We start from the raw sequence: 25,248 nt of genomic DNA on the forward strand, positions 1-25,248 counted from the left end.
GGGACCGCCTGCTCGCTGCGCTCGCGATGTCCCCCCACACCCCCACCCTTCGGTCGGCCTGCGCCTCCCTCAGGGCCCCGCTCCTTCTAGGGATCTCCCATGAACCCCATCATCGAAACCCAGGGCCTGACGAAGGTCTACGGCAGCAACGGGACCGCGGTCCACGCCCTGCGGGGCATCGACCTCACCGTGGCGAAGGGCGAGTTCGTGGCTCTCATCGGGCCCTCGGGCTCGGGCAAGTCCACCCTCATGGCCATCCTGGGCTGCCTGGACCTGCCCACGGAGGGCACCTACACGCTGGACGGCCGCCAGGTTCAGGGCCTCTCCGGCGGCGAGCTGGCGCGGATCCGCAATGAGAAGGTGGGCTTCGTCTTCCAGAGCTACAACCTGCTGCCCAAGGCCAGCATCGCACGCAACGTGGAGCTGCCCATGCTCTACGCCGGCGTGGGGCGCAAGGAGCGGCGCGAGCGCGCCCTGGCCCTGCTGGAGAAGGTGGGCATCGCCGACAAGGCCGACAAGCTGCCTGGAACGCTGTCGGGCGGCCAGCGCCAGCGCGTGGCCGTGGCCCGGGCCCTGGCCAACGAGCCGGCCCTGCTGCTGGCGGACGAGCCCACGGGCGCCCTGGATTCAAAGACCGGCGCCGAGGTGCTGGGCCTCTTCCGCGAGCTGCACGAGCAGGGCAACACCCTGCTGCTGGTGACCCACGATCCCTCCATCGCAGCCCTCGCGGAACGCAGGGTCGAGATCCGGGACGGGCTGATCGCCTTCACCGAGGGTGCCGCATGAAGACCTCCGACGCCTTTCGCGAGCGGCTGCTCGGGGCCTGGGTGGAGATCCGGGAGAACCTCGGCCGCTCCGTTCTCCAGGCCCTGGGCGTCCTCCTGGGCGTGGCCTCGGTGCTGGGGGGCTTCTCCATCTCCGACAGCCAGCGGAAGCGCGCCGACGAGATGTTCGTGAAGATGGGCGGCCTGGACAAGCTCAACGTCCAGCCCAAGGCCGCCGTGCGCGACGGCCGCCCCACGGCCCTGCAGCAGGCCAACCTCGGCCTGCGGGACGAGGATGCCGTAGGCGGCGAGGCCCTCAAGGCGGATGCCATCCATGGCGTGAGCCGCCAGAAGTTCGCCCGGGCCCGGGTGGTGTCGCCCTATGGCGACCAGGACCGCCAGATCAGCGGCATCGGCGGGGACTTCATCCCGGCCAACGGCTACGGCGTGGCCCGGGGCCGGGCCTTCTCCGCCAGCGAGATGGACTCGGGCGCTCCCGTCGTCATCCTGGGCACCGAGGCGGCCCAGGTCTTCTTCCCCAAGGGCGACGCCCTGGGCCAGACCCTCCGCATCGGGACCGTGCCCGTCACCGTCATCGGCCTCTTCGAGGAGCGGGTCTTCCGCTTCCGGGAGGGCCAGCGCAACCAGTTCTGGTGGCGCAACCGCATCATCGCCGTGCCCGCCAACCTGGTGCAGCGGCGCATGAACGGCGATGCCTACCGCCGGGTGGACCGGGTCACCTTCCGCATCCCCGACCTGGGTGCCATGGGCGGCTTCGCCAAGCAGCTCTCCGACCTCCTCAGGACGAACCACCGCCTCCAGGAGGACTTCCGCCTGGACGACGTGGCCGCTCGCATCCGGCGCCGCAACAGCCAGGGCGACGTTTACGACATCATCTTCCTGCTTTCGGGCGTCCTGGCCCTGGTGGGCGGCGGCATCGTCAACGTGAACATCCAGATGGCCGGCCTCAAGGAGCGGGTCCGCGAGGTGGGCGTGAAGATGGCCATCGGCGCCTCGGGCCGCGAGATCTTCAAGGGCTTCATGACCGAGGCCCTGCTGCTCACGGCCCTGGGCAGCCTGGCGGGCCTGGCGCTCGGCGTGGGCTTCTCCTGGATCATCACCAAGAACCTGGGCATCCCCCTCTACATGACGCCCGCCAGCTTCCTCTGGGCCTACGGCCTGGCGGCGGCCTTCGGGTTCCTCTTCGCGCTCTACCCAGCTTGGAAGGCCTCGCGCCTGTCTCCCATGGAAGCCCTGCGCTATGAGTGACGAGACCTTCATCCTCCGCTCCCCGGGCCCTTCCCTGCTGGACGGCGAGGCCCCCGCACCGCGGGCCAAGACTCGCGGATTCAGCCTGGCCATGCTCTGGGAGGTGGTCCGCACGGGCCTGGTGGAGCTGTGGGCCCACAAGGTGCGCAGCCTCCTCACCCTCACCCTGCTCATGCTGGGCGTCTTCGCGCTGGTGGTGATGACCTCCGTGCTCGACGGCGTCATGGACAAGATCAGTACCGGCTTCGCCGGCATGAGCTGGGACGGCACGGTCCGCATCGCCCCCAAGACCGCGGAGACCGCCGAGGAGCGCAGCCGCTTCGTCATGAGCCCGGGACTGCGCCAGGAGGACCTGTCGCGCCTCACGGCCCCCCACCCCAAGGTGCTGGCCTTCCTGCCCCGGGCCCAGCGCGCCTCCTCGGTGCGAATCACCGGCGACACGGAGCGCATCTTCGTCACCGGCGTCACGCCGGACTATGCCGTCTGGATGAACCGCCCCATCGGCCTGGGACGCAACCTCACCGAGGACGACCAGCGGCGCCGCTCCACGGTAGCCGTGGTGGGGGCGACGCTGGCCGCCAAGCTCTTCGGCGGGGCCGATCCGGTGGGCCGCGACCTGGTGGTGGAGGGCGTGCCCTTCCGAGTCGTGGGCGTCCAGGCGCCGGGCCAGATCTTCAACGAGGAGAACTACACCGACGCCAACGGCATCCTCATTCCGCTGGAAGCCTACATGGACCGCATGGACCCGGCCCACAAGCTGGCCCAGGTCACGGTGAAGCTTCGCCACACCGAAGACGCGGGCGAAGTATCGGCCATGCTGCTGAGCCGAGTGCGCCAGGCCCACCACGGCATCGAGGACGCCGAGATCGTGGACCTCGATGCGGAGGCCGCCAAGGCCTACCAGAACTTCCTGGAGCAGATGCACGGCTGGCAGGTGGTGCTGCTGAGCCTGGCCGGCACGGTGCTGCTGGTGGGCGGCGTGGGCGTGCTGTCCGTCATGCTCATCAGCTTCAGCGACCGCCGCTTCGAGATCGGCCTCCGCAAGGCCCTGGGCGCCTCGGACCACGAGATCTTCATCCAGTTCCTGCTGGAGGCCGTGGTGCTGGCGGCCCTCGGGGCCCTCATCGGCACCGTCTCCGGCGGCCTCCTCTGCCAGGCCCTCTCCGCCAGCTTCCCCTATGGCCTGGTGGTGAATCCCATCGGCCTCATCACGGCCTGGATCGTGGCCCTGGCCCTGGCCCTCATCTTCGGCCTCTATCCGGCCTTCCGCGCCATGCGCCTCAGCCCCATGGAGGCGATGAGGTAGGATCACCCCATGGCCGATCCCATCCACGTCACCGCCAGCGTCCGCATCCCCGGCGAGGCCATCCGCTTCAAGGCGGTGCGGGCCGGGGGCGCCGGTGGTCAGAACGTGAACAAGGTGTCCTCCAAGGTGGAGCTGCGCATCGATCTCGGCGCCATCGAGGGCCTGCCCGAGGATGCGCTGATCCGCCTCCGCTTGGCCCAGCGCAACCGCCTGGATGCCGACGGCCTCTGGATCGTGGTCAGCGACCGCACCCGCGACCAGCTCAAGAACCTGGAGGACGCCCGGGAGAAGGCCGCGGCGGCCGTCCGCGCCGCCCTGGTGCGGCCCCTGGCCCGCCACGCCACGCGGCCCACACGGGCCTCGAAGGAGCGCCGCCTCGAGTCCAAGAAACGGGCCTCGGAGCTCAAGCGGCGGCGCAGCGGGCCCCTGGAGTAACCTGGAAACCTCCCGGGAGATGACATGTCCGCGCCCCAAACCTACGCGACCCACCGCCGCTTCGATCCGCCGTACCACTTCGTCCTGCTCCCCTTCTTCCTGGTGACGGTGATCGCCACCGTCACCACCTTCGTCCGCCGCCCGGCCCTGGCCACCTTCTGGATCGCCCTCCTGGCCCTGGCGGTGACCTTTCTCGCGCTGAAGGTCCGCGTCTACGCCCTCCGGGTGCAGGACCGCATCATCCACCTGGAGGAGCAGCTCCGGCTCGCCCGTCTCCTGCCCGAGGACCTGAAGGCCCGCATCCCGGAGCTGAGCGTCAAGCAGTGCGTGGGGCTCCGCTTCGCCTCCGATGGCGAGGTGGCCGACCGCATGCGGGAGGCCCTCCGGGAGAACCTCGACGGCGAGGCCATCAAGAAGCGCATCCGCACCTGGCGCCCGGACGAGTTCCGGGTCTGATCCCGGGATCAGGCGGGGTTCGCCTCCAGGCGTCCCCGCAGGAGCTCCGCGCGGATCACTTCGGCGATCTGCCCGGCGGCCTCGGATCCGGCCTCGTCGCCGGAAACGTGGCGGGCCTGCTGCACCCGCTGGGCGATGGCGATGCAGGCCTCGACGGTCACCTTCTCGACCACCTTGGCCGGGGCTTTGGCGTGGGTGTTTCCGGGCGGCATGGGTCCTCCGGATCTGTTGGGGAGCGTTTGGACAGAAGATAACCCTCGCGCCAAAACAATCAATGCATCTATTTTCCTATTTTGAGCCAACCGAACGGTCTGCCTGGAGCTCCACCCCAGATGACCTGAAGCCCCTCAATGGCTGCCGTAGTCCTTCTCGCCCGCCCGGATCGCGAGGCGGAGTTCGTTCCGCTTGGGCGGCAGCGGACAGGTGGCGAAGTGGGAGAAGGCGCAGGGCGGGTTGTAGGCGCGGTTGAAATCCAGGACCACCTTCCCGTCCTTCGGCATGGCGGCCGTCAGGAAGCGCCCGGCGGGGTAGGTCGTCTTTCCGCTGGTGGCATCGCGGAAGATGAGGAACAGCTCCGGGTGGGCCGGGTCTTCGACGACGGGCTCCAGCGTGTAGGTCCGGCCCTTCACCTTGAAGCGCAGGAGGCCGGGCGACGTCATGGGCTCCGAGGTACCCAGCACCGTGGGGATGGCCCGGGTCTGCGGGGTGGCGTAGGGGACGAAGTCGGCCTCCACCCGCCAGGCCGCATCCACCGGGAACCTCGCCACGCCATGGAAGGCCTTGCGGGCAGGGGCCTCGGGATCCTTCAGCCGGATCCCGAACCGGTCCCCCCGGCGGATCACGTAGAACCGGATACGGCCCGCCTGCAGCAGGTCGGGCTGGCCGTCCACGTCCGCCCGGAGCGTCGCCTCGGTCGCGGGCTTCCCGTTCACAAGGATGCCGCTTCCCTCGGCCAGGCGCAGCCGCACGGTGCCGCCATCGACCGTGAAGGTGCCCGCCTGGGCCGCGGCCGTGCCCTCCGGCAGCAGCACCGTGGAACCGGGGGCGGTGCCCAGGGTGTTCTCGCCGGGCTTGAGCCAGTCGAGGCCCACCAGGGTCAGCCAGCCATCCTCGGCAGCCAGCCGGGCCGTGCGCTCGGCATGCCAGGCATCCACGGACGCCACGTAGGCGTCCCCGGGCGGCACGGCCCCGAGCAGGAGGCAGGAGAGTGCGGGAAGCAGGAAGCATCGCATGCCGGTCATCGTACCAGCCGGGGGTAGGATGGGGGCACGTCCCACCGCCGGAGCCCCCATGCGCCTGCTTGCCCTCGCCCTCCTGTCGCTGGTCCTGCGCCTGCCCTTGCCTCTGCGGGCCGGCGAGGTCCCGCGCCGCCCGGTCCACACCTACTCCATCGTGGCGCGGGATACGGTGACGGGAGACCTGGGCGTGGCGGTGCAGAGCCACTGGTTCTCCGTGGGCGCCGCCGTGCCCTGGGCGGAGCCGGGCGTGGGTGCGGTGGCCACCCAGAGCTTCACGGAGCCCAGCTACGGGGCCCTGGGCCTGGCCCTCATGAAGGCGGGAAAGCCCGCGCCGGAGGCCCTGAAGGCCCTGCTGGCGGCCGATGCGGACCGCGAAGTGCGCCAGGTGGCCATGGTGGACGCCCAGGGCCGTGCCGCGGCGCACACGGGCGCCAAGTGCATCCAGGCCGCCGGCCACGAGGTGGGCGAGGGCTTCACGGTGGAAGCCAACCTCATGGACCGGGCCACAGTCTGGCCCGCCATGGCCAAGGCCTTCCGCGCCGCCAAGGGCGACCTGGCGGACCGGCTCCTGGCGGCCCTCCGCGCGGCCCAGGCCGAAGGCGGCGACATCCGCGGCCAGCAGAGCGCGGCCATCCTCGTCGTGAAGGGCAAGGCCTCCGGCCAGCCCTGGAATGACCGCCTCTTCGACCTGCGGGTGGAGGACAACCCCGACCCCCTGAAGGAGCTGGGCCGCCTCATCCAGTTGCGCCGGGCCTACCGCCTCATGGACGAGGGTGACGGCTACGTCACCGCCGCCAAGTGGCCCGAGGCCAAGGCCGCCTATGCCGCGGCCGCGAAGCTGGCCCCGGGCATCTGGGAGATGCCCTTCTGGCAGGCCGTGGCCCTGGCCTCCAGCGGCAAGCGGGACGAGGCCCTGCCCATCTTCAAGCAGGTCTTCGCCGCCGAGCCCTTCTGGAAGCGCCTCGTCCCCCGCCTCGCTGACGTGGACCAGCTCCCCAAGGATCCGGCCCTGCTGAAGGCCATCGAGGCGCAGTAGGAAAACGGAAAAAAGCCAACGCAGAGGCGCTAAGGCGCAAAGAAAGAACGGCATCCCTGGCAGGGATTTCTTTGCGCCTCTGCGCCTTTGCGTTGATCAGTTCTCCGTGGGCCTGTGCTCAGCCTTCGGGGCCAGCAGCAGCCGCAGGCCGTAGAGGATCGCCCCCACGAGGATGAAGCTGTCGGCGAGGTTGAAGGTCCAGTAGTGCCAGGTGCCGAAGACGAAGTCGAGGAAGTCCACCACGGCGCCGCGCACCAGCCGGTCGATGCCGTTGCCCAGGGCGCCGCCCAGGATGAGGCCCAAGGCCACGCGATCCAGCGTGGAGGTGCCGTTCGCCAGGAAGAGGCGGCCGAAATAGATCAGGGCCGCCAGACCCGCCAGGCCGAAGACGGCGAACCGGGCCATCTCCGGCATCCAGGTCAGGCTGCCGAAGATGGCCCCGCGGTTGAAGCCCAGGGTCAGGTAGAAGAATCCCTTGATGACCGGCAGGGACTCACCCTCCCGCAGGGTGCCGAGGATCCAGGCCTTGGAGGCCAGGTCCGCAGCCAGGGCGACGGCAGGGAGCAGCAGCCAGGGCAGACGGCGCACTAGGCCACCACCACCGAGGCGCAGCGGACGCAGAGGGCCGCGTCCTCGCCCGTACCATGACCACCCTTGCGGTTCCAGCAGCGGGGGCACTTCTCCCCTGCGTGAGGAGTGACGGTGACGATGGGTCCGGCGGAGGCGCCAGGGTCTTCGATTCTGGCGATGGATGAAACCACAAGCAGATCATCCAGCGATTCGCCAATGCCGTCGAGCAGGTCCCACTCGGCCTGATCCTTCAGTGCGATCGTCACTGCGGCATCCAGGCTGGTGCCAATGGTCTTCGCGGCGCGGTGAGGCTCCATGGCGGCCTGCACCGCCTCGCGGACCTCCCACAGCTTGTCCCACGCTTTATCTTTTCCCTGCTCAGCGGCGGAGCCGCTGAGCAGGGGGAACCGCTGCTCGTGGACGCTGCCTTCGCAGCCCGGGATCTGCTCCCAGGCCTCGTCCGCAGTGAAGCTCATGACGGGCGCCAGCAGGGCGCAGAGGCCCTTGGCCAGCTCCGAGCAGGTGTAGCGGCAGCTGCGGCGCCGGGGCGAGTCCAGGGCATCGCAGTAGAGGCGGTCCTTGATGATCTCGAAGTAGCGGCCGGAGAGCTCCAGCTGGCAGAAGCCCAGCAGGGCCTGGGTGGCGCGGTGGAACTCGAAGCGGGTGTAGGCGTCCCGGACCTCCCGGGTCAGGCGGGCGAAGGCCGCCAGCACCCAGCGGTCCAGAGGCGCCAGCTCGCCTGCGGCCACGGCATCCCGGGCCGGATCGAAGTCCGCCAGGGCGCCCAGGAGGAAGCGCAGCGTGTTGCGGGTCTTGCGGTAGGCGTCGGCGCTGCGGTCGAGGATCTCCTTCGAGATGCGGATGTCCTCGCTGTAGTCGCTGCTGGCGGCCCACCAGCGCAGGATGTCGGCGCCCAGGGTCTTGAGGATCTCCTCAGGGGTGATGACGTTGCCCAGGCTCTTGGACATCTTCTGTCCCTTGCCGTCCAGCACGAAGCCGTGGGTCACCACCTGCTTGTAGGGCTTGGTGCCGGTGGCCGCGAGGTTGAACAGCAGGGAGCTGTGGAACCAGCCCCGGTGCTGGTCCGAGCCCTCGAGGTAGATGAAGTCGCCGTAGTCGGCGCGCTTGAGCTCCGGATGGGATTCGCAGACCACGGAGGCGCTGACGCCGGAGTCGATCCAGACGTCGAGGATGTCCGTCTCCTTCTGGAAGACCGTGGACCCGCACTTGCACACACTCCCGGCGGGCAGGAGGGCCTCCACGGGCAGGCCGGCCCAGGCCTCGATGCCCCCCTGCTCGATGGCGGCGGCGGCGGTCTCGAAGATGCTGTCGGCCACCAGGGGCTCGCCGCAGGCCTCGCAGCGCAGCACGGTGATGGGTGTGCCCCAGGCACGCTGGCGGCTGATGCACCAGTCGGGGCGTCCCTCGATCATCGCGTGGATGCGGTTCTGGCCCTGGGCGGGCACCCACTGGGTCTGTTCCACGCCCTCGAGACCCAGTTCCCGCAGGCTGCGCCCCTTCCCGTTGAGCTCGGAGTCCATGGTGATGAACCACTGCTCGGTGGCGCGGAAGAGGATGGGCGTCTTGGTGCGCCAGCAGTACGGATAGCTGTGGGTGAGCGTCTCCTCGTGGATGAGCCGCCCCTCCCGCCGCAGGCGGTCCACCACCAGGGGATTGCAGTCGAAGATGTTCTTCCCCTCCAGCTCGGGATCATTCACGGCGGGCAGGAACCTGCCGTCGGGCCCGACCAGCTGGAGCAGGCCCAGGTGGTGGGCGAGGTTGAAGTCGTCCACGCCGTGGTCCGGAGCCGTGTGCACCAGGCCGGTGCCGGTGTCGGCGGTGACGTGCTCGCCCAGCAGCACCGGACTCGCACGGTCGATCCAGGGGTGGCGCGCCACCAGCGTCTGGAACTCCTTCCCCCTGCGGATCTCCACCGTGTGCAGCGGCATCCCGAGCTTCTTCGCGAAGTCCTCCCGGAGGGTCACGGCCACGAGGTAGTGGCGGCCGTCCGCCCGCACCACGGCGTATTCCAGGTCGGGATGCATGGCCACCGCCAGGTTGCTGGGCAGCGTCCAGGGCGTGGTGGTCCAGATGGGCAGGAAGAGGGGGACGGGCAGCTCCAGGCGCTTCGCCTCGGCGTCCGAGACGGGGAAGGCCACGGTGATGGCCGGGCTGGTCTTGTCGGCGTACTCGACCTCGGCCTCGGCCAGGGCCGTGCGGGCGCCGTAGCTCCAGTGGACCACCTTCAGCTTGCGGGTAACCGAGCCGCTCTCGAAGAGCTTCGCCAGGTGCCGCACGGTCTCGGCTTCGTAGCGCGGGGCCATGGTCACATAGGGCTGCTCCCAGGCGCCGAGCACGCCCAGGCGCTGGAAGGCCGTGCGCTGGGTGTCGATCCACTTCTGGGCATAGGTGCGGCACCGGGCCAGGAACTCGGCGCGGGGCATCTCCCGGCGCTTGGGCCCCAGGTCCTTTTCGACGGCGTGCTCGATGGGCAGGCCGTGACAGTCCCACCCGGGCACGTAGGGCGATTCGTAGCCCTCCATCCAGCGGGACTTCACCACCACGTCCTTGAGGATCTTGTTGAGCGCGTGCCCCATGTGGATGGCGCCGTTGGCGTAGGGCGGGCCGTCATGGAGGATCTCGCGCCCCCTGCCCTTCCCGGCCGCGTTGTCGGCCTGCCGCTTGGCCTCAATGCGGGCGTACAGGCCCTCGGCCTTCCAGCGCTCCAGGCGCTTCGGCTCGCGCTGCGGCAGGTCCGCCTTCATCGGGAAAACGGTCTTCGGAAGGAAGACGGTGTACTTTTTGACCGGAGCCTGCTCGCTCATCGGCGCCCTCGTGCGTCGGAGGGACGCACCCGAGCGCCCCTGAGGTTGAACCTCCAGTTCACCACGGAAGGCCTTGTGATCACAAGGGAAAGGGCCCGGAAACCCGGGCCCTCCCATGCGATCGGTCCAGACTCAGAGCTGGCTGGTGCAGTGCTTGCAGCGGGTGGCCTTGAGGGGCACCTGCTCCAGGCAGGCGGGGCACTCCTTGGTGGTGGGAGCGGCCGGAGCCTCTTCCTTCTTCATGAACCGGCCCAGGAACTTGATCAACACGAGGAAGACCACCAGGGCGATGATCAGGAAGTTGATGGTGGCGCCGAGCACGGCCCCGATACGGAAGTTGCCGAGAACCCACTCCTCCCACTTGATGTTGGCGGGGAGCACGTAGCTCACCAGCGGCATGACCAGCCCGTCCACGAAGGCGGTGACGATCTTGCCGAAGGCGCCGCCCACGACCACGGCGATCGCCAGGTCGACCACGTTGCCCTTCATGATGAAGGCCTTGAACTCGTCTTTCAGGGACATGGCACTCCTCGCAGGACAAGGTCGGGCGGGGACCGGAGCGATCCCCGCCCTTCGTGGCTACTTCTTCGGAGCGGAGTCCACGGTGTCCGTCGTGATCTGGCGGACTTCGGCCTTGGCGTCCTTCACCTTCACGTCGATCTCGACGCGGCGGTTCTTGGCCTGGCCTTCCTTGGTCTTGTTGTCGGCGATGGGCTTATCGGGACCCACGCCCACCGTGCTGACCTTGGCGGCGGGAATGCCCGAATCCACCAGGACCTTGGCCACGGCGTCGGCCCGGCGCTTGGCCAGGGCCTTGTTCACGGCCTTGCTGCCCGTGGAGGAGGTGTGACCGCTGACTTCCAGGGAGTACTCGCCCGGATAGGCCTTCAGGCTGTCGGCCACCTTGCGGATGGCGGCGGTGGCGTCGGGACCGAGGTCAGCCTTGCCGTTGGCGAAGTGCAGGACGGCCTCGTCGAGGACGATCTTCGCCGGGGGCGGCGGCACGGGCTTCACCACTTCCTTGGGCGGCTCGGGAGCCGGCGGCGGAGGCGGCGGCGGCGGAGGCGCCACGGGCTCGGGCTTCGGCTCGGGGGCCGGAGGCGGGGGAGGCGGCGGCGGAGCGGGAGCGGCCTTCCTGCCGCCGCCCCAGGTGTAGCCCAGGCCGAGGGTGGCCAGGTACTCGGTGCGGGCCTCGGGAAGCTCCACACGGACAGCCTTGGCGCTCAGGTCCATCATGAAGTGCTCGGCCAGCTTGCCCATCACGCCGAAGCCGCCGTGATAGTTGAAGCGGGTCGTGGCCTCACCCTTGCCGGAGTACGGGGACTCGACGTTGGTGCCGCCGATGCCCAGGGCCGCGTAGGGATACCAGTTCTCGGCGCCGGGACGGAAGTTGAAGAGGCCGGACGCCAGCAGGTGGGTCTGCTTGGCCGAACCGATGCCGAAGGGATTGGTGTCCAGCTGCAGATCGTTCTGGAGAGCCCGGAGATCGAGACCCCAGCGGTTGGTGTACCAGTGGCCCACGCCAAGCCCGTAGTGCAGCTTGTCCTTGAGGTTGGCGTCATTCTCGAAAATCGTCTGGCCGACGTGGCCCATCACCCAAGCCTGGCCCTCCTGAGCGGACAGGGTGAGCGCCGACCCCGCCAGCAGGAATAGGAGCGTTTTTTTCATGCAACCTCCAGTTAATGTGATTCACATCACGCCACAAATTAGCGCTCAAACGCACTTTCCATCAACAAAAAATGGGGCGTAACCCCCTTTTTATACCGCTTCTAGATCGAAAGTATGTCTCGCGCAACGATAGGAATTAATCGATTACCACAACAGGCAATTTGAATATAAATAGGCCAAACTTGCCTTGAATTTCAAGCAAAGTTGGGGCAGTCGGCCTCGAATGCTGACTTTGGGTAGAACCACTCTTTGAAAAGCCTCAGCCCTCGGGCGCCACGGTGATGAGCGAAGCCCCCGTCTCCACGGTGGCGCCCTCCTGGACGTGCACGGTCCTCACGGTTCCCGTGGTGGTGGTCTTCAGCTCGTTCTGCATCCTCTTGGTATCGCCTGCGGCGATACGCAAGACCTCCCGCTCAGCCCTCGGGCGCCACGGTGATGAGCGAAGCCCCCGTCTCCACGGTGGCGCCCTCCTGGACGTGCACGGTCTTCACGGTTCCCGTGGTGGTGGTCTTCAGCTCGTTCTGCATCTTCATGGCCTCCATGACGAGGAGGGTCTGGCCTTCCTGGACGGTGTCGCCCGGGGCCACCAGGAGCTTCACGACCTTGCCGGGCATGGGGGCCGCCAGGACGCCGCCACCGGCACCCGCGGCGCCGCCTCCGGCCAGCAGGGCCCGCCGGGGATCCACCAGGGCGAACTCGTAGGCACCGTCGTAGAGCATCGCGCGATAGGCGTGGGTATCGGGGTCCGGGGACTTGGCGCCGTCCAGCCGTACCTCCACGGAGCGTCCCTCCAGGAGGATCGAGTAGCAGCCTGGTTCCAGCTCGAGGATGTCGATGGAGTGGCTCTCGCCCTCCCAGATCAAGGTGGTGGCGCCGTCCTGGTGGAGCATCTCCACGTCGTGGGAGTCCTTGCCGATGAGAAGGGTGCGTTTCATCTCGTGCTCCTCAGAACCGGTTGAACCGGCCCCACTGCTTCCAGGCATCCGCGGTTCCGCCGGCGCCCGCGGCGGGCTGGGCCGCCCGGCGCTGTTCGGTCTCCAGCTCGTGCAGCAGGGCTGCCGCCACGGCGAACTTCAGGTCGGGCCCCTGTTCCTTCTTCTTCCAGAAAGGCTTGTCGAGCATGCCCGTGTGGAGCGCACCCTCGCGGAAGGGCCCGTGCTCCATGAGCGCCTCGTGGAAGGCGATGTTGTGCCGGATGCCGCCGATGCGGTACTCGCCGAGGGCGGCGCGCATGCGCTCGATGGCTTCGAGGCGGGTCGGTCCCCAGGTGCTGAGCTTGCTGATCATGGGGTCGTAGAACATGGGCACGTCGGCGCCCTCGTACACGCCCCCGTCGTCGCGCACATTGCGGCCGCTGGGCGTGCGCAGGAACGTGATCTTCCCCGGGCTGGGCATGAAGTTCTTGTCGGGATCCTCGGCGTAGACGCGACACTCGATGGCCCAGCCGTTGAGGGGGATCTCCTCTTGGGTCATGGGCAGCTTCTCGCCCCGGGCCACGAGGATCTGCCACTTCACCAGGTCGAGGCCCGTGATCCACTCCGTGACGGGGTGCTCCACCTGGAGGCGTGTGTTCATCTCCAGGAAGTAGAAGTTGCGGTCCGCGTCCGCCAGGAACTCCACGGTGCCGGCGCCCACGTAGTTCACGGCCCGGGCCACCTTGAGGGCCGCCTCGCCCATGGCCTTGCGCATCTCCGGCGTGACGTGGGGACTGGGCGCCTCCTCGATCACCTTCTGGTGGCGGCGCTGCACGGAGCACTCGCGCTCGTGCAGGTAGACGTGGTTGCCGTGCTTGTCCGAGAACACCTGGATCTCGATGTGGCGTGGCTGGACGATGGCCTTCTCCACGTAGACCGAGTCGTCGCCGAAGCTGGAGAGGGCCTCGCCCCGGGCCCGGGCCAGGGAACTGGCGAACTCCTCAGGCTTGTGAACCAGGCGCATCCCCTTGCCGCCGCCGCCCATGGCGGCCTTGAGCATCACGGGGAAGCCGATCTTCTGGGCCGCAGCGAGCAGCTCGTCATCGGCCATGGTCTCCTGGATCCCCGGCACCACAGGACAGCCCGCCGCGATGGCCACCTCACGGGCCGCGGTCTTGGAGCCCATGCTCACGATGCACTCAGGGCGCGGTCCGATGAAGGTGATACCCGCGGCCTCGAAGGCCTTCGCGGCCTCCGCGTTCTCCGACAGGAACCCATAGCCCGGATGGACCGCGTCGGCGCCGCTGCGCTTGCAGACATCCAGGATCTTCTCCAGCACTAGGTAGCTCTCCCGGGCCGCGGCGGGGCCGATGAAGTAGGCCTCGTCCGCCATGCGCACATGGAGAGCGCCGCGGTCCGCCTCGGAGTAGACCGCCACGGTGGGAATCCCCATTTCCCGGCAAGTCCGGATGACGCGCACGGCGATCTCGCCCCTATTGGCAATGAGGATCTTGGTCACGGGCATGGCTGGGCCTCGTCTTCGGGCATGATGGATGGTGATGCGATCCCCCAGACTAGCAAACCCGCTGCTCGCCATCACGCTCGGACTCCTGACAGTCCACTGCGGGCGGAAGGGTGACCCCATCCCGAGGCCCCGGGCGGCGGCCCAGGCCATGGAAGCCCGGCTGGAAGGGCTACGGAAGATCCGCCTCGTGCTGCCGTCCGCGGACGTGAACGGCGTTCCCCTGGCGGGCGTCGAATCCCTGCGGGTGATCTACCTTCCCCTGGGCCTCGCGAAGCCCAGCCCCGAGGACGTCTTCAGCCGGGGCGAGGTCGTGCTGGAGCGGCGGCGGCCAGATCTGGCCGGACCCGGCGAGACCCTCCTCCTCGATCTGAAGTCCCTTCAGCGCCCCCCCGGCTGGATCGTGGTGGTGGCCGTGCGCCTGGGCGAGGTGGCCGGGCGACCCAGCGACGTGCTGCCCTGGATGGACCCGGCGCTCTGAGAACTACCGTCCGCTGTCCAGGGATTCGAGCCTGCGGGCCCACCACTGGACCACGGCCCGCGCCAGCAGGTCCTTCGGAAGGGGGCCGAGAGAAGCCTGGGGCCCCTCGGCCGTGATGGGCGTCAGGGTGTTCGCCTGGGCGCCGAAGGCCCTGCCCCGCTGGACGTCGTTCACCAGGATGGCGTCCAGGCCCTTCTTCTGCAGCTTGGCGGCGGCATGGTCCAGATGCTTCTCGCTCTCCGCGGCGAAGCCCACCATCCACTGCCCTGGCCGCCGGGCCGCGGAGAGCGTGGCCAGGATGTCCGGCGTGCGCACCAGGGCCATGGTCTCGGGCCCCTCGCCCTTCTTCACCTTCTCGGCGGCATAGGTCTCCGGCCGCTGGTCGGCCACGGCGGCGGCTCCCACCAGGCCGTCGGCTGCGGCCCACCGCGACTGGCAGGCCGCCAGCATCTCCTGGGCGCTGCGGACGCGGACCGTCTCCACGCCCCAGGGCTCCGGCAGGTCGCCTCCCAGCACCAGCTGCACACGGGCGCCCGCGTCCCGGAAGGCCCGGGCCAGCTCGAGGCCCATGGTTCCGGTGCTCCGGTTGGTGAGGGTGCGGACAGGATCGAGGTCCTCCCGCGTGGGGCCCGCAGTGATGAGCACCCGCCGGCCGTCCAGGCTCCGGAGCTTGGGACTGCCATACATCAGGATGGCTTCGGCGATGGCCGGCACCTGGGCGAGCTTGCCCGAGCCTTCCTCCCCGCAGGCCAGGAGGCCGTCGTCGGGATCCACCACGGAGTGTCCGAAGGAGCGCAGCCTCTCCAGGTTGGCCTGGACGGCCGGATGCCCCCACATGCCGGTGTTCATGGCCGGGGCCCAGAGGATGGGGGCCCGTGTGGCCAGCAGCACCGTCGTGAGCAGGTCCGTGGCCAGGCCGTTGGCGGCCTTCCCGATGACATCGGCCGTGGCCGGCACCACGGCCACGAGGTCCGCCCAGCGGGCCAGCTCGATGTGCTCGATGCTCGGGTTGGCGCGCCACTCTCCCTGGTCCGGATTGGCCCCGTAGCAGGGCTCGGCGGTCAGGCTGCTGAGGGTGAGGGGGGTGATGAACCGGGCCCCCGCCTCGGTGAGGATGCAGCGGACCCGATGACCGTCATTGGCCAGCAACCGGGCCAGATCAGCGGACTTGTAGGCGGCGATGCCGCCCGGGATGCCGAGGACGATCTGCATCGGGGCTCCTGGAACGCTCCATGCTACTCCATGCACGTTGATCCATGGCTCCACGGGTGTTATGCTTCCTGGTTCGGAGTGGCCCATGACCCAGCGCACCATCGTCCGTGTCCCGGAAGAAATCGGTAACAAGTACCGCTTCGTCGTCGTGGCGGGCAAGCGCTGCGACCAGCTCCAGCGCGGCGCCTTCCCCAAGGTCGAAGTGGTCGTGCCCGTGAACAAGCACGGCCAGGCCCAGGACGCCCCCAAGCTCGCCTCTTTCTGGGGCCAGGTGGCCATGGCCGAGGTCGAGGAGAACCGCATCGCCTTCGAGGAGCCCGAGATCCTCACCATCGAGGACACCACGGTGGTCCCCATCTCGGGCGAGTGAACGGAATCCTCCCTTCGGAACGCCCCCGCGATGGGGGCGTTCCTTTGTCGGGCCTCGATTTCCACGGACGATGAAATAGTTCTTGCCAAGCGGTGGGGGCGAAGCGATGATTCAACGTCTGTTGAATTGGAGCATCATGCCCACCCACCCCCGCCCCCGCGGACCCAAACCCAACCGGATGGACCCCGACCAGCTCCTGGACGCCGCCCAGGAGGTCTTCGCGCGGGACGGCCTCCGGGCCGCCAGCCTGCGTGCCATCGCGAAGCAGGCCGGGTGCGACCCGGCCCTGATCTACTACCACTTCGACAGCAAGGAGGCCATGTTCGCCGCCCTCCTGGCCCGCCGGTTCCCTCCCATCCAGAAAGAGCTCGAGGCCCTGTCCGCGCCGGAGGATCCGCGTCCCACCGCCCTGAGGCTCTGGGAAGTCGTGCGGATCTACCACCGGAACCTCAAGGATGATCCGGGAATCCGGTCCCTCATCCGGGGCGAGATCGTGCACGGGGCCGAGGGGCTCGCGGACATCCTCCAGGAGCGGATCCGCCCCATCATGATGGCGGTCAAGAGCATCCTCGACCGGGGCATCGCGCTCGGGGAGCTGCGGGCGGACCTCCACCCCCTGCTGGGCACCTTCTTCCTTGTGCGGATGCACCTCGAGATCCTCGACCTGCTGCCCACCGTGCTGTCCCGCCTCATGGGGCTCCCCCGCGACCGCGCCGTGGAGACCGGACTGCAGGCCTGGTTCGACCTGTACTGGCGGGGCATCGCGAAGGATCCGTCCATCCCGTTGCCACCCTTGCCCGAGCTTTCCGCAGACGTGAACGCCACCAAGGAGACCCACCCATGACACCAGCCCGCCGGCCTCTTTCCTTCGCCCTGGGGGCCCTCCTCGGCGGCGCGGCCCTTCTGGCCGTCGGCTGCCGGAGCCGGCAGGATGACAGGATCAAACTCTCCGGAAACATCGAGGTCATCCAGGTGGAAGCCAGCTTCCGGGTGGCCGGGAAAGTGCTCGAACGCCCGGTGGACGAAGGCCAGGCGGTCCAGGCCGGGCAGCTGCTGGCCCGGCTCGATGCCAGGGATCTCGAGCAGCAGGTGGCCATTCGCCAGGCGGACGCCGCCACGGCCCAGGCCGCGTTGAATGCCGCGCTGGCGGGCTCCCGCAAGGAGGAGATCGCCGCCTCCAAGGCCGCTCTGGAGCAGGCCCAGGCGGACCTCCGCCGACTGGAACCCGACGAGGCCCGCATCCGCGACCTCTACCAGAAGGGCATCCTTTCGGTGCGCGACTACGAGGCCAGCCGCGCCTCCCTGGAGGCCTCCCGCGGGAAGGTCCAGCAGGCGGACCAGCAGTACACGCTGGTCCGGAAGGGCCCCCGCAAGGAGGACATCGACCAGGCCCGCGCCCGCTTCGAGCAGGCCCGGCAGGCCCTCGAGCTGGCCCGCACCCAGCTGGGCTACGCCACGCTCATGGCACCGAGCGCCGGGGTGATCCTCTCCAAGAATGTCGAGCCCATGGAGTACGTCTCTCCGGGCACGGCCGTGGTCACCATGGCCAACCTCGACCAGGTGTGGCTGCGCGCCTACGTGGAGGAGGCGGACCTGGGCCGGGTGAAGGTGGGGCAGAAGGCCTACGTCACCACCGACTCCTTCCCCGGGAAGCGCTATGAGGGCCGCGTGGCCTTCATCGCCTCCGAGGCCGAGTTCACACCCAAGGCCGTGGAAACGCGCAAGGAGCGCACGAAGCTCGTCTATCGCATCAAGATCGACATCGCCAATCCCGCTATGGAGCTCAAGCCCGGCATGCCCGCAGACGCCGAGATCCTCCTGGACGGCCGGTGATGGAGACCCTCCGGACCCAGGCGCTGACGCGCCGCTTCGGGGATCTCGTGGCCCTCGACCAGCTCACCCTCGCCGTGGAGGAGGGAGAGATCTTCGGGCTGGTCGGGCCCGACGGCGCGGGCAAGACCACCACCATGCGGCTGCTGACCGGGATCCTCGAACCCAGCTCCGGCGAGGCCTGGGTGGACGGCCTGCACACGGTCCGGGAAACCGAGGCCATCAAGGACCGCATCGGCTACATGTCCCAGCGCTTCGGCCTGTATCCCGACCTCACCGTGCAGGAGAACATCGACTTCTACGCGGACCTCTACGAAGTGCCGAAGGCCGGCCGGGGCGAGCGGATGGAGCGCCTCCTGGCCTTCAGCAACCTCACGCCCTTCCGGCGCCGCCAGGCCGGCAACCTCTCCGGGGGCATGAAGCAGAAGCTGGGGCTCGCCTGCGCCCTCATCCACACGCCGCGGGTGCTCTTCCTGGATGAGCCCACCAACGGCGTGGACCCGGTCTCCCGCCGGGACTTCTGGCGCATCCTCTACCAGCTCCAGCAGGAGCGGGTGACCATCTTCGTCTCCACGGCCTACCTGGACGAGGCGGAGCGCTGCAACCGCATCGGCCTGCTCCACCAGGGCCGGCTCATGGCCTGCGACACCGTGGATGGCGTGAAGGGGCTCCTGCGCGGTGCCCTCCTGGAGCTCCGTTGCGAGGCCCCGCGTCCCGCGGCCCGCCTCCTGCGCGAGGCCGCCATCGGCTCCGTGGCCCTCTTTGGGGACCGCCTCCACGTCCTGGTCGAAGACGAGGCGCGGGGACGTCAGGCCGTGGAGGCGGCCCTCCGGGCGGGGGGGATCGCCCTCCGCGAGCTGCGGACCATCGAGCCGAGCCTCGAGGACGTCTTCACTTCGGCGCTGCCGGGAGGCTCGGCATGACCGACGCGGCCGGATCCTACGCCGTCACCCTGCGGAACCTCGAGCGCCGGTTCGGAGAGTTCGTGGCCGTGAACCGCATCAGCCTGGACGTCCGCCAGGGCGAGATCTTCGGGTTCCTGGGTCCCAATGGGGCCGGGAAGTCCACCACCATCCGCATGCTCTGCGGGCTTCTGGAGCCCTCCTCCGGCGAGGGCACCGTGGCGGGCCTCGACATCCGCACCCAGCGCGAGGAGATCAAGCGGCGCATCGGCTACATGAGCCAGAAGTTCAGCCTCTACGACGACCTGACGGTAGAGGAGAACATCGACTTCTTCAGTGGCATCTACCGCGTGCCCCGCGAGAAGAAGGCCGCGCGGAAGGACTGGGTGCTGGACATGGCCAACCTCCAGGAGCACCGCCACACCCGGACGGGCCTCCTTCCGGCCGGCTGGAAGCAGCGCCTCTCCCTGGGCTGCGCCCTCCTCCACGAGCCCCGGATCCTCTTCCTGGACGAACCGACCTCGGGTGTGGACCCCCTGAGCCGCCGCACCTTCTGGGACCTCATCTACGAGATGGCCAGCCAGGGTGTGACGGTCTTCGTCACCACCCACTACATGGAGGAGGCCGAATACTGCGACCGGCTGGCCCTCATCTACCGGGGGGAGCTGGTCGCCCTCGGCACGCCCAGCGACATGAAGGGCAGCCTCATGGCCGACCAGGTGCTCTCCGTCTCCTGCGAGCGCCCCCACGAGGCCCTGGGCGTGGCGGCCGGCCTGGAGGGCGTCCGGGACGCGGCCCTCTTCGGACGGGACATCCACCTCATGACCGAAGACGCCGGGGACCTCGCGCCCCGCCTGCGCCAGGTCCTGGAGGCCCGGGGCTTCCAGGTGGGCACCATGGAGCCCATCACCCCCTCCCTGGAAGACGTCTTCGTCTCCCTCATCGAGGCCCGGGACCGCGCCGACGGCTCCCAGCAGGAGTTCAAGGCATGAGCGGCTTCCGTTTCTCCCGCCTCCGCGCCGTGGCCCACAAGGAGTTCATCCACGTCTTCCGGGATCCGCGCGCCCTGGGCATCGCCATCGTGCTGCCCATGATCATGCTGATGATCTTCGGCTACGCCCTGACCATGGACCTGGACCGGGTGCCCCTCGCGGTGTGGGACCAGAGCCGGACGCCCCAGAGCCGGGAGCTGGTGAGCCGCTTCGAGGGCTCCCGCTATTTCTCCCTGGTGGCCAGCCCGGACACCTACCGGGACGTGGAGGAGGGGATCGTGACGGGCCGGGTGATGGTGGCCCTCGTGATCCCCGTGGAGTTCGGCAGGCAGGTGGCCTCGGGCCGGAAGGCCCAGGTGCAGGTCCTGACGGACGGAAGCGACGCCAACACCACCACCCTCGCGCTCGCCTACGCCGATGCCGTCGTCAAGACCTACTCCCAGGAGATCCTGGTGGAGAAGGTCCGGCGCCTCACGGGACGCCCCCCCGCCCTGCCCCTGGACCTGCGTTTCCGGGCCTGGTTCAACACGGACATGGAGTCCCGCATCTTCATCGTGCCGGGCCTCATCGCCGTGATCATGATGCTCATCGCGGCGCTGCTCACCTCCCTCACCGTGGCCCGGGAGTGGGAGACGGGCACCATGGAGCAGCTCATCTCCACGCCCCTGCGGGGAAGCGAGCTGATCCTCGGCAAGCTGGCGCCCTACTTCGCCATCGGCATGGTGGACATGCTGCTCTCGGTGCTGGCGGGCCGCTTCCTGTTCGACGTGCCGCTCCGGGGCAGCCTCCTGCTGCTCTTCGGGGTCTCCGCCGTCTATCTGGTGGGCGCCCTCTCCCTGGGCATCCTCATCAGCGCCAAGGCCAAGTCCCAGCTCCTGGCCAGCCAGTTCGCGTTCGTGGCCACCTTCCTGCCCGCCTTCATGCTCTCGGGCTTCATGTTCGACATCAAGAACATGCCCCCGGCCCTCCAGGCGTTCACCTATCTCATCCCCGCGCGGTACTTCGTCGTCTTCCTCCGGGGCCTCTACCTCAAGGGGACCGGCCTCGCCGAACTCTGGCCCCAGGGCCTCCTGATGGCGGTCTTCGGGGCGGCGATGCTCATTCTCGCGATCCGCAGCTTCAAGAAGCGCCTGGCCTGAGGAGGCCCCATGCTCGAACGCCTCATCCGGATGCTGATCAAGGAATTCATCCAGGTGCTCCGCAACCCGAGGATGCGGGCGGTCCTGTTCGTCATGCCCGTGGCCCAGGTCATCATCATCGGCTACGCGGTGAACACCGACGTCCGCCACGTGCCCATGGCCGTCTACGACCTGGACCGCACCCCGGCCACCCGCGACCTGGTGGCCCGCTTCGAGGGCTCAGGCTGCTTCGATGTGGTGAGGCACATCGGCTCCGAGCCGGAGATCCAGGAGATCCTGGATTCGGGCGAGGCCAAAGCGGTGCTGCGGCTGAACCGGGGCTTCGCCGAGGCCCTGTCCGGCGGCGGCACGGCCCAGGCCCAGTTCCTCCTCGACGGCTCGGACTCGAACACGGCCAGCGTGGCCCTGACCTATGCCGCGCAGATCTCCGGGGACTTCAACCGCGCCCTCCTGGGCCAGCGCTTCGCGCGCACCGCCGGCGTCCGGGTGGACGCCGAGCCCGTCACCGTGGTGTCCCGGGCCTGGTTCAACGCCAACCTGGACAGCCGCCACTACTTCGTTCCCGGCGTGCTGGCCATGATCGTCGCCGTGCTCACCATCATCCTCTCCAGCATGTCCATCGTCCGGGAGCGGGAGGTCGGAACCATGGAGCAGATCATGGTCACGCCCATCGGGCGGCTGGAGTTCATCCTCGGCAAGACCATCCCCTTCGCGATGATCGGGTTCGTGGACGTGGCGATCATCGCCCTCATCAGCGTCTTCTGGTTCCAGGTGCCGCTCCGGGGCTTCCCCCCGTACCTGTTCCTGGGCACGGCCCTCTACCTGCTGAGCACCCTGGGGATCGGCCTCTTCATCTCGACGGTCAGCTCCACCCAGCAGCAGGCCATGATGACGGCCTTCTTCTTCATGCTGCCGGCCTTCATGCTCTCGGGCTTCGTCTATCCCATCGCCAACATGCCCAAGATCGTGCAGATCCTCACCCTCCTGAACCCCATCCGCTACTACCTCGTGATCATCCGCAGCGTGTTCCTAAAGGACCTGAGCCTCGGGGTGCTCTGGCCGCAGATGCTGGGGCTCCTTCTCCTCGGAGGCACCATGCTGCTGCTCGCGGCCAGCCGGTTCAGGAAGACCATGAGTTGAGGCGGGCGGGGTGAGGCAAGCCGGCCCCGCCCGGACTCAGGCGAACCGGTAGCTCGCCAGGCTCAGGCTGCCCAGCTGCCAGCCTTCGAAGAGCGGCTCGGGAACCACCTGGGCGGCGCCCAGCGCCACGAACAGCGGATCCAGGTGCTCGGAGGTCGGAACCGATTCCGCGGCGCCGGGGGCCTTCCGCCAATCCGCGAGGCCCGCCGCATCCCCCGCCGCCAGGCGCTGGTCCACCCAGGCCTGGAAGTCCCGAGCCCAGGGCTGGGGACCGGTGGCATCGGACCAGTCCAGGCGCCGGAGGTTGTGCACTACGCCCCCGCTGCCGACGATCAGCACGCCCTGCTCGCGCAGGGGGGCCAGCGCCCTGCCCGCCGCGAGGAGCAGCTCCGGGGTCCGGGGCCGGGGCAGAGAGAGCTGCAGCACCGGCACCTCGGCCCTGGGAGCCAGGTAGCGGAGAGGGACCCAGGCCCCGTGGTCCAGGGGACGCTGCGCGTCCAGCGCGGCCTCCAGCCCGGCGGCCCGGAGGAGACCGGCCGCCTCCGCGGCCAGGCCCGGCGAACCCGGCGCAGGATAGTCCAGGGTGTACAGGACTTCAGGGAAACCGCCGAAGTCGTGCATGACGCCCGGGGTTTCTGCCGAAGAGAGGAGGAAGGGGCCCGCGGATTCCCAGTGAGCGGAACAGACCAGGATGGCGCGCAGGGCGGGCAGTTCGTGCCCAAGGGTGGAAACCGCCTCGCCCCAGGCGCCGCCCTCCAGGGCGAGCATGGGCGAGCCGTGGGCGAGGAAGAGCGCGGGGAGAACGGAGGATCCGGCCATGAGCTAAGGATGGTTCTTTTTTTATGTGTTTCAACTTCTTTTTTTGGAACCGCCTCCCCGGTCCTTCCCCGCGATTGGAGGGTAAGCTAAGGGACATCAGCTCCTGGAGCCCGCATTGAACCTCAGGCTTGGCGTCAACATCGATCATGTGGCCACCCTCCGGCAGGCCCGGGGAGGCCATGAGCCCGAACCCGTCGCCGCGGCCCTGCTGGCCCAGAGCGCCGGGGCCCATGGCATCACCGTCCACCTCCGCGGCGACCGCCGGCACATCCAGGACCGCGACCTCCGGGTGCTGAAGGAGGTCCTCGCGATCCCCCTGAACGTGGAGTGCGCGGCCACGCCCGAGTCCCTGGAGGCGGTCGTGCCCTTCCGGCCCTCCTGGATCACCCTGGTGCCGGAAAGCCGCGAAGAACTCACCACTCAGGGTGGCCTCGACGCCATCTTCCTCCAGGGGATGCTGCGTCCCGTCCTGCGGGAGCTGCGCAGCGCGGGCATCCGCGTGAGCCTCTTCGTGGACCCGGTGCTGGATCAGGTGAAGATGGCCGCCAAGCTCGAAGCCGATGCGGTCGAACTGAACACGGGGATCTACAGCGACCTGCCCATGGATTCCGACGCCACCCTCGAGCTGGGCCGGATCCGCGACGCGGCCCGCCTGGGCAGCCGCCTGGGCCTGCGGGTGCTGGCCGGCCACGGCTTGAACCTCCAGAACGTGGGGCCCGTCGCCGCGCTGCCCGAGATCGAGGAGCTGAACATCGGCCACAGCCTCATCGGGCGCGCGGTGCTCGTGGGCCTGGAACGCGCGGTGGAGGAGATGCTCGGGGCCATGGCGGAGGCCAGGCCTTGAGCAATCTCCGCGGTACCCTGGAAAGCATTGCCCTGACCGACGTGGTCCAGCTGCTCCACGTCAACCGCAAGGCCGGCATGCTCCAGGTGACCTCGGGGAAGACCAGCGGCGTCCTCTACTTCTCCCAGGGCGAGGTCATCCACGCAGAAACAGTCGCTGCGCGCGGCGAGACCGCGGCCTTCGAGATCCTCGAGTGGGCGACCGGGCAGTTCGAGTTCCTGGCCACCCAGATCCAGGTCCCTGCCTCCATCCGCCGCACGGTGCCGGACCTGCTCATGGACTCGGCGCGCCTCCAGGACAGCCGCCGGCGCCTCCACGGCATCTTCCCCAGGCTCACGGCCGTTCCCTGGCCCACCATGAGGCCGCCGGAGCTCCTCGAAGGCATCAAGGTGTTTGCCGAGGACCGCCGGGTCATGCCCTTCTTCGATGGCTACCGGGACTTCCAGGACATCATGGCCGCCACGGGCCAGAACGACGTGGCCGTCCTCCAGGCCGCCTCGCTGCTCAAGGAGGCGGGCCGGCTCGAGGTGCTGGAGCCGGACGCCCATGTCACGGTCGCCGAGTTGAAGACCGGCCTCTTCCGGAAGGCGGACCACCTGGGGCTGCCCAAGGCCATGGAGGGATGGTGGACGGTGCTGGGGCCCTACCGCCATGGCATCCAGAACCTGCGCGTCATCTGGCCCAAGGGACCCGCGGTGGAGCGGGTGGAGTTCCTTCCAGGGCTCCCCGAGAAGCACGTGGCCATCCCCCGGGACATCCTGCAGGCCTGGGGATTGTCCGAAGGCGCGCACGTGAAGGTTCGGCCCGCCCCCTGATGGGGATCAGACCAGGGTGATCTCCAGATTGCCGATGCCCTCGATTCCGCAGGTCACGCGGTTCCCGCGGACCAGGGCCCCCACGCCCGAAGGCGTGCCGGTGAAGATGAGGTCACCGGGCGCCAGGGCCACGTAGGCCGACAGGTGGGCGATGACCTCCGCCACGTTCCAGGTCATCTGGGACAGGTCGCCGCGCTGGCGGTCGACGCCGTCCACGGCCAGCCAGATGGCACCGGCACCAGGATGGCCGCAGGTCGAGACCGGCATCAGCGCCGACACCGGTGCCGACTGGTCGAAGCCCTTGGCCATCTCCCAGGGCTGGCCCTTGTCCTTGAACTTCGCCTGGAGATCCCGCCGGGTGAGGTCGATGCCCACCGCATAGCCGTAGACGCAGTCCAGGGCCTTCTCCGCGGGGATGTCCCGGCCGCCCGCGCCCAGGGCCACCACCAGCTCCACCTCGTGGTGGAGGTTCGAGGTGAGGGGCGGGTAGGCGATCTCGCCGCCGAGGGGTACCACCGCATCCGAGGGCTTGCCGAAGAAGAAGGGCGGCTCGCGGGTGGGATCGCCGCCCATCTCCCGCGCATGGTCGGCGTAGTTCCTTCCCACGCAGTGGATCCGGCGCACCGGGAAGCGGCCTTCGGTGCCGACCACCGGCAGGGCCGGCCGGGGGAGGGTGGGAATGACAAACGCCATGGGGATGC

Annotated in this window: 28 protein-coding genes; 16 read left to right on the forward strand and 12 right to left on the reverse strand. The window is 68.9% G+C overall.

The window, feature by feature from the left end:
- Positions 1-99 precede the first annotated feature (99 nt).
- Genes G398_RS0112770 through G398_RS0112790 form a run of 5 tightly spaced genes read left to right on the forward strand, consistent with a single transcriptional unit; the run spans position 100 to position 4,230 of the window.
- On the forward strand, positions 100-786 hold the full coding sequence (locus G398_RS0112770; RefSeq protein WP_026853875.1) for an ABC transporter ATP-binding protein: 687 nt from the start codon (positions 100-102) through the stop codon (positions 784-786).
- On the forward strand, positions 783-2,033 hold the full coding sequence (locus G398_RS0112775; RefSeq protein WP_026853876.1) for an ABC transporter permease: 1,251 nt from the start codon (positions 783-785) through the stop codon (positions 2,031-2,033). The genes G398_RS0112770 and G398_RS0112775 overlap by 4 nt, the downstream gene beginning before the upstream one ends.
- The gene (locus tag G398_RS0112780) at positions 2,026-3,339 is read left to right on the forward strand and encodes an ABC transporter permease (protein WP_026853877.1); all 1,314 of its coding nucleotides are present in this window, start codon (positions 2,026-2,028) and stop codon (positions 3,337-3,339) included. Before G398_RS0112775 ends, G398_RS0112780 begins: the two co-directional genes overlap by 8 nt.
- A 9-nt stretch (positions 3,340-3,348) precedes the next feature.
- Complete coding sequence (gene arfB / locus G398_RS0112785) at positions 3,349-3,774, forward strand: alternative ribosome rescue aminoacyl-tRNA hydrolase ArfB (RefSeq protein WP_026853878.1); 426 nt, start codon at positions 3,349-3,351, stop codon at positions 3,772-3,774.
- A 24-nt stretch (positions 3,775-3,798) separates the two neighbouring features.
- Positions 3,799-4,230, forward strand: a complete 432-nt coding sequence (locus G398_RS0112790) for a DUF6526 family protein (RefSeq protein WP_026853879.1) — start codon at positions 3,799-3,801, stop codon at positions 4,228-4,230.
- Positions 4,231-4,238: 8 nt separating this feature from the next.
- On the opposite strand, the gene G398_RS0112795 is transcribed toward G398_RS0112790, so the two are convergent.
- A complete protein-coding gene (locus G398_RS0112795; protein WP_026853880.1) occupies positions 4,239-4,442 on the reverse strand; it encodes a hypothetical protein in 204 nt (67 codons plus the stop codon).
- Positions 4,443-4,577: 135 nt separating this feature from the next.
- On the reverse strand, positions 4,578-5,462 hold the full coding sequence (locus G398_RS0112800; protein ID WP_026853881.1) for a DUF1684 domain-containing protein: 885 nt from the start codon (positions 5,460-5,462) through the stop codon (positions 4,578-4,580).
- A gap of 58 nt (positions 5,463-5,520) precedes the next feature.
- On the opposite strand from G398_RS0112800, the gene G398_RS0112805 reads away from it, so the two are divergent.
- Entirely contained in the window at positions 5,521-6,504 is a 984-nt protein-coding gene (locus tag G398_RS0112805; protein WP_026853882.1) for a DUF1028 domain-containing protein, read from the forward strand.
- A 96-nt stretch (positions 6,505-6,600) separates the two neighbouring features.
- Here G398_RS0112805 and lspA read toward each other — a convergent pair whose 3' ends face one another.
- The 7 genes from lspA to accC form a co-directional block, all read right to left on the reverse strand.
- The gene (lspA, locus tag G398_RS0112810) at positions 6,601-7,092 is read right to left on the reverse strand and encodes a signal peptidase II (RefSeq protein ID WP_043484938.1); all 492 of its coding nucleotides are present in this window, start codon (positions 7,090-7,092) and stop codon (positions 6,601-6,603) included.
- Positions 7,092-9,899: an isoleucine--tRNA ligase gene (gene ileS / locus G398_RS0112815; RefSeq protein WP_026853884.1), complete on the reverse strand. Its 2,808-nt coding sequence runs from the start codon at positions 9,897-9,899 to the stop codon at positions 7,092-7,094. Before ileS ends, lspA begins: the two co-directional genes overlap by 1 nt.
- A gap of 132 nt (positions 9,900-10,031) precedes the next feature.
- Positions 10,032-10,421, reverse strand: coding sequence for a large conductance mechanosensitive channel protein MscL (gene mscL / locus G398_RS0112820; RefSeq protein ID WP_026853885.1), 390 nt, complete (start codon positions 10,419-10,421; stop codon positions 10,032-10,034).
- Between the two features lie 57 nt (positions 10,422-10,478).
- The gene (locus G398_RS19885) at positions 10,479-11,567 is read right to left on the reverse strand and encodes an OmpA family protein (RefSeq protein ID WP_052571935.1); all 1,089 of its coding nucleotides are present in this window, start codon (positions 11,565-11,567) and stop codon (positions 10,479-10,481) included.
- Between the two features lie 259 nt (positions 11,568-11,826).
- Positions 11,827-11,940, reverse strand: a complete 114-nt coding sequence (locus tag G398_RS22050) for a biotin/lipoyl-containing protein (RefSeq protein ID WP_157492416.1) — start codon at positions 11,938-11,940, stop codon at positions 11,827-11,829.
- A 40-nt stretch (positions 11,941-11,980) separates the two neighbouring features.
- Entirely contained in the window at positions 11,981-12,502 is a 522-nt protein-coding gene (locus tag G398_RS19890; RefSeq protein WP_052571936.1) for a biotin/lipoyl-containing protein, read from the reverse strand.
- Between the two features lie 10 nt (positions 12,503-12,512).
- Positions 12,513-14,006: an acetyl-CoA carboxylase biotin carboxylase subunit gene (accC, locus tag G398_RS0112840; RefSeq protein ID WP_026853886.1), complete on the reverse strand. Its 1,494-nt coding sequence runs from the start codon at positions 14,004-14,006 to the stop codon at positions 12,513-12,515.
- Positions 14,007-14,040: 34 nt separating this feature from the next.
- On the opposite strand from accC, the gene G398_RS0112845 reads away from it, so the two are divergent.
- Positions 14,041-14,484: a hypothetical protein gene (locus G398_RS0112845; protein WP_157492417.1), complete on the forward strand. Its 444-nt coding sequence runs from the start codon at positions 14,041-14,043 to the stop codon at positions 14,482-14,484.
- Positions 14,485-14,487: 3 nt separating this feature from the next.
- On the opposite strand, the gene coaBC is transcribed toward G398_RS0112845, so the two are convergent.
- On the reverse strand, positions 14,488-15,696 hold the full coding sequence (gene coaBC / locus G398_RS0112850) for a bifunctional phosphopantothenoylcysteine decarboxylase/phosphopantothenate--cysteine ligase CoaBC (protein WP_026853888.1): 1,209 nt from the start codon (positions 15,694-15,696) through the stop codon (positions 14,488-14,490).
- A gap of 85 nt (positions 15,697-15,781) precedes the next feature.
- Here coaBC and G398_RS0112855 point away from each other — a divergent pair, with 85 nt between their 5' ends.
- The 7 genes from G398_RS0112855 (at position 15,782) to G398_RS0112885 (ending at position 22,069) form a co-directional block, all read left to right on the forward strand.
- Entirely contained in the window at positions 15,782-16,066 is a 285-nt protein-coding gene (locus tag G398_RS0112855; protein ID WP_026853889.1) for a DNA-directed RNA polymerase subunit omega, read from the forward strand.
- 136 nt (positions 16,067-16,202) lie between these two features.
- The gene (locus G398_RS19895; protein ID WP_052571937.1) at positions 16,203-16,910 is read left to right on the forward strand and encodes a TetR/AcrR family transcriptional regulator; all 708 of its coding nucleotides are present in this window, start codon (positions 16,203-16,205) and stop codon (positions 16,908-16,910) included.
- Positions 16,907-17,899, forward strand: a complete 993-nt coding sequence (locus tag G398_RS22055) for an HlyD family secretion protein (protein WP_026853890.1) — start codon at positions 16,907-16,909, stop codon at positions 17,897-17,899. Before G398_RS19895 ends, G398_RS22055 begins: the two co-directional genes overlap by 4 nt.
- Positions 17,899-18,819: an ABC transporter ATP-binding protein gene (locus G398_RS0112870; protein ID WP_026853891.1), complete on the forward strand. Its 921-nt coding sequence runs from the start codon at positions 17,899-17,901 to the stop codon at positions 18,817-18,819. The genes G398_RS22055 and G398_RS0112870 overlap by 1 nt, the downstream gene beginning before the upstream one ends.
- A complete protein-coding gene (locus tag G398_RS0112875; protein ID WP_026853892.1) occupies positions 18,816-19,790 on the forward strand; it encodes an ABC transporter ATP-binding protein in 975 nt (324 codons plus the stop codon). The genes G398_RS0112870 and G398_RS0112875 overlap by 4 nt, the downstream gene beginning before the upstream one ends.
- The gene (locus G398_RS0112880) at positions 19,787-20,929 is read left to right on the forward strand and encodes an ABC transporter permease (RefSeq protein WP_026853893.1); all 1,143 of its coding nucleotides are present in this window, start codon (positions 19,787-19,789) and stop codon (positions 20,927-20,929) included. The genes G398_RS0112875 and G398_RS0112880 overlap by 4 nt, the downstream gene beginning before the upstream one ends.
- Before the next feature lie 9 nt (positions 20,930-20,938).
- Positions 20,939-22,069 carry an ABC transporter permease gene (locus tag G398_RS0112885; protein WP_026853894.1) on the forward strand — a complete coding sequence of 377 codons (1,131 nt, stop codon included), beginning with the start codon at positions 20,939-20,941 and terminating at the stop codon, positions 22,067-22,069.
- A 36-nt stretch (positions 22,070-22,105) separates the two neighbouring features.
- On the opposite strand, the gene G398_RS0112890 is transcribed toward G398_RS0112885, so the two are convergent.
- Positions 22,106-22,888 (reverse strand): DODA-type extradiol aromatic ring-opening family dioxygenase, encoded by a 783-nt coding sequence (locus tag G398_RS0112890; RefSeq protein WP_026853895.1) that lies wholly within the window; start codon positions 22,886-22,888, stop codon positions 22,106-22,108.
- Between the two features lie 115 nt (positions 22,889-23,003).
- On the opposite strand from G398_RS0112890, the gene G398_RS0112895 reads away from it, so the two are divergent.
- Together G398_RS0112895 and G398_RS0112900 are read left to right on the forward strand one after the other, a co-directional pair.
- Positions 23,004-23,732 carry a pyridoxine 5'-phosphate synthase gene (locus tag G398_RS0112895; RefSeq protein ID WP_026853896.1) on the forward strand — a complete coding sequence of 243 codons (729 nt, stop codon included), beginning with the start codon at positions 23,004-23,006 and terminating at the stop codon, positions 23,730-23,732.
- Entirely contained in the window at positions 23,729-24,547 is an 819-nt protein-coding gene (locus G398_RS0112900; protein WP_026853897.1) for a DUF4388 domain-containing protein, read from the forward strand. The genes G398_RS0112895 and G398_RS0112900 overlap by 4 nt, the downstream gene beginning before the upstream one ends.
- Positions 24,548-24,553: 6 nt before the next feature.
- Here G398_RS0112900 and G398_RS0112905 read toward each other — a convergent pair whose 3' ends face one another.
- Positions 24,554-25,240: a fumarylacetoacetate hydrolase family protein gene (locus G398_RS0112905; protein WP_026853898.1), complete on the reverse strand. Its 687-nt coding sequence runs from the start codon at positions 25,238-25,240 to the stop codon at positions 24,554-24,556.
- Between the last annotated feature and the right edge of the window lie 8 nt (positions 25,241-25,248).

Source organism: Geothrix fermentans DSM 14018, assembly GCF_000428885.1.
Classification (GTDB): domain Bacteria; phylum Acidobacteriota; class Holophagae; order Holophagales; family Holophagaceae; genus Geothrix; species Geothrix fermentans.

Excerpts from the sequence above, each read along its gene's own strand:
- accC (WP_026853886.1), bottom strand. The coding sequence starts at position 14,006 with ATGCCCGTGACCAAGATCCTCATTGCCAATAGGGGCGAGATCGCCGTG.
- arfB (WP_026853878.1), top strand. The coding sequence starts at position 3,349 with ATGGCCGATCCCATCCACGTCACCGCCAGCGTCCGCATCCCCGGCGAG.
- G398_RS0112845 (WP_157492417.1), top strand. The coding sequence starts at position 14,041 with ATGCGATCCCCCAGACTAGCAAACCCGCTGCTCGCCATCACGCTCGGA.
- G398_RS0112870 (WP_026853891.1), top strand. The coding sequence starts at position 17,899 with ATGGAGACCCTCCGGACCCAGGCGCTGACGCGCCGCTTCGGGGATCTC.
- G398_RS0112905 (WP_026853898.1), bottom strand. The coding sequence starts at position 25,240 with ATGGCGTTTGTCATTCCCACCCTCCCCCGGCCGGCCCTGCCGGTGGTC.
- ileS (WP_026853884.1), bottom strand. The coding sequence starts at position 9,899 with ATGAGCGAGCAGGCTCCGGTCAAAAAGTACACCGTCTTCCTTCCGAAG.
- G398_RS0112795 (WP_026853880.1), bottom strand. The coding sequence starts at position 4,442 with ATGCCGCCCGGAAACACCCACGCCAAAGCCCCGGCCAAGGTGGTCGAG.
- G398_RS0112780 (WP_026853877.1), top strand. The coding sequence starts at position 2,026 with ATGAGTGACGAGACCTTCATCCTCCGCTCCCCGGGCCCTTCCCTGCTG.
- G398_RS22050 (WP_157492416.1), bottom strand. The coding sequence starts at position 11,940 with ATGCAGAACGAGCTGAAGACCACCACCACGGGAACCGTGAGGACCGTG.
- G398_RS22055 (WP_026853890.1), top strand. The coding sequence starts at position 16,907 with ATGACACCAGCCCGCCGGCCTCTTTCCTTCGCCCTGGGGGCCCTCCTC.
- mscL (WP_026853885.1), bottom strand. The coding sequence starts at position 10,421 with ATGTCCCTGAAAGACGAGTTCAAGGCCTTCATCATGAAGGGCAACGTG.
- G398_RS0112800 (WP_026853881.1), bottom strand. The coding sequence starts at position 5,462 with ATGCGATGCTTCCTGCTTCCCGCACTCTCCTGCCTCCTGCTCGGGGCC.
- G398_RS0112775 (WP_026853876.1), top strand. The coding sequence starts at position 783 with ATGAAGACCTCCGACGCCTTTCGCGAGCGGCTGCTCGGGGCCTGGGTG.
- G398_RS0112805 (WP_026853882.1), top strand. The coding sequence starts at position 5,521 with ATGCGCCTGCTTGCCCTCGCCCTCCTGTCGCTGGTCCTGCGCCTGCCC.
- G398_RS0112875 (WP_026853892.1), top strand. The coding sequence starts at position 18,816 with ATGACCGACGCGGCCGGATCCTACGCCGTCACCCTGCGGAACCTCGAG.
- G398_RS0112790 (WP_026853879.1), top strand. The coding sequence starts at position 3,799 with ATGTCCGCGCCCCAAACCTACGCGACCCACCGCCGCTTCGATCCGCCG.
- G398_RS19895 (WP_052571937.1), top strand. The coding sequence starts at position 16,203 with ATGCCCACCCACCCCCGCCCCCGCGGACCCAAACCCAACCGGATGGAC.
- G398_RS0112885 (WP_026853894.1), top strand. The coding sequence starts at position 20,939 with ATGCTCGAACGCCTCATCCGGATGCTGATCAAGGAATTCATCCAGGTG.
- G398_RS19885 (WP_052571935.1), bottom strand. The coding sequence starts at position 11,567 with ATGAAAAAAACGCTCCTATTCCTGCTGGCGGGGTCGGCGCTCACCCTG.
- G398_RS0112855 (WP_026853889.1), top strand. The coding sequence starts at position 15,782 with ATGACCCAGCGCACCATCGTCCGTGTCCCGGAAGAAATCGGTAACAAG.
- G398_RS0112880 (WP_026853893.1), top strand. The coding sequence starts at position 19,787 with ATGAGCGGCTTCCGTTTCTCCCGCCTCCGCGCCGTGGCCCACAAGGAG.
- G398_RS0112770 (WP_026853875.1), top strand. The coding sequence starts at position 100 with ATGAACCCCATCATCGAAACCCAGGGCCTGACGAAGGTCTACGGCAGC.
- G398_RS19890 (WP_052571936.1), bottom strand. The coding sequence starts at position 12,502 with ATGAAACGCACCCTTCTCATCGGCAAGGACTCCCACGACGTGGAGATG.
- coaBC (WP_026853888.1), bottom strand. The coding sequence starts at position 15,696 with ATGCAGATCGTCCTCGGCATCCCGGGCGGCATCGCCGCCTACAAGTCC.
- G398_RS0112890 (WP_026853895.1), bottom strand. The coding sequence starts at position 22,888 with ATGGCCGGATCCTCCGTTCTCCCCGCGCTCTTCCTCGCCCACGGCTCG.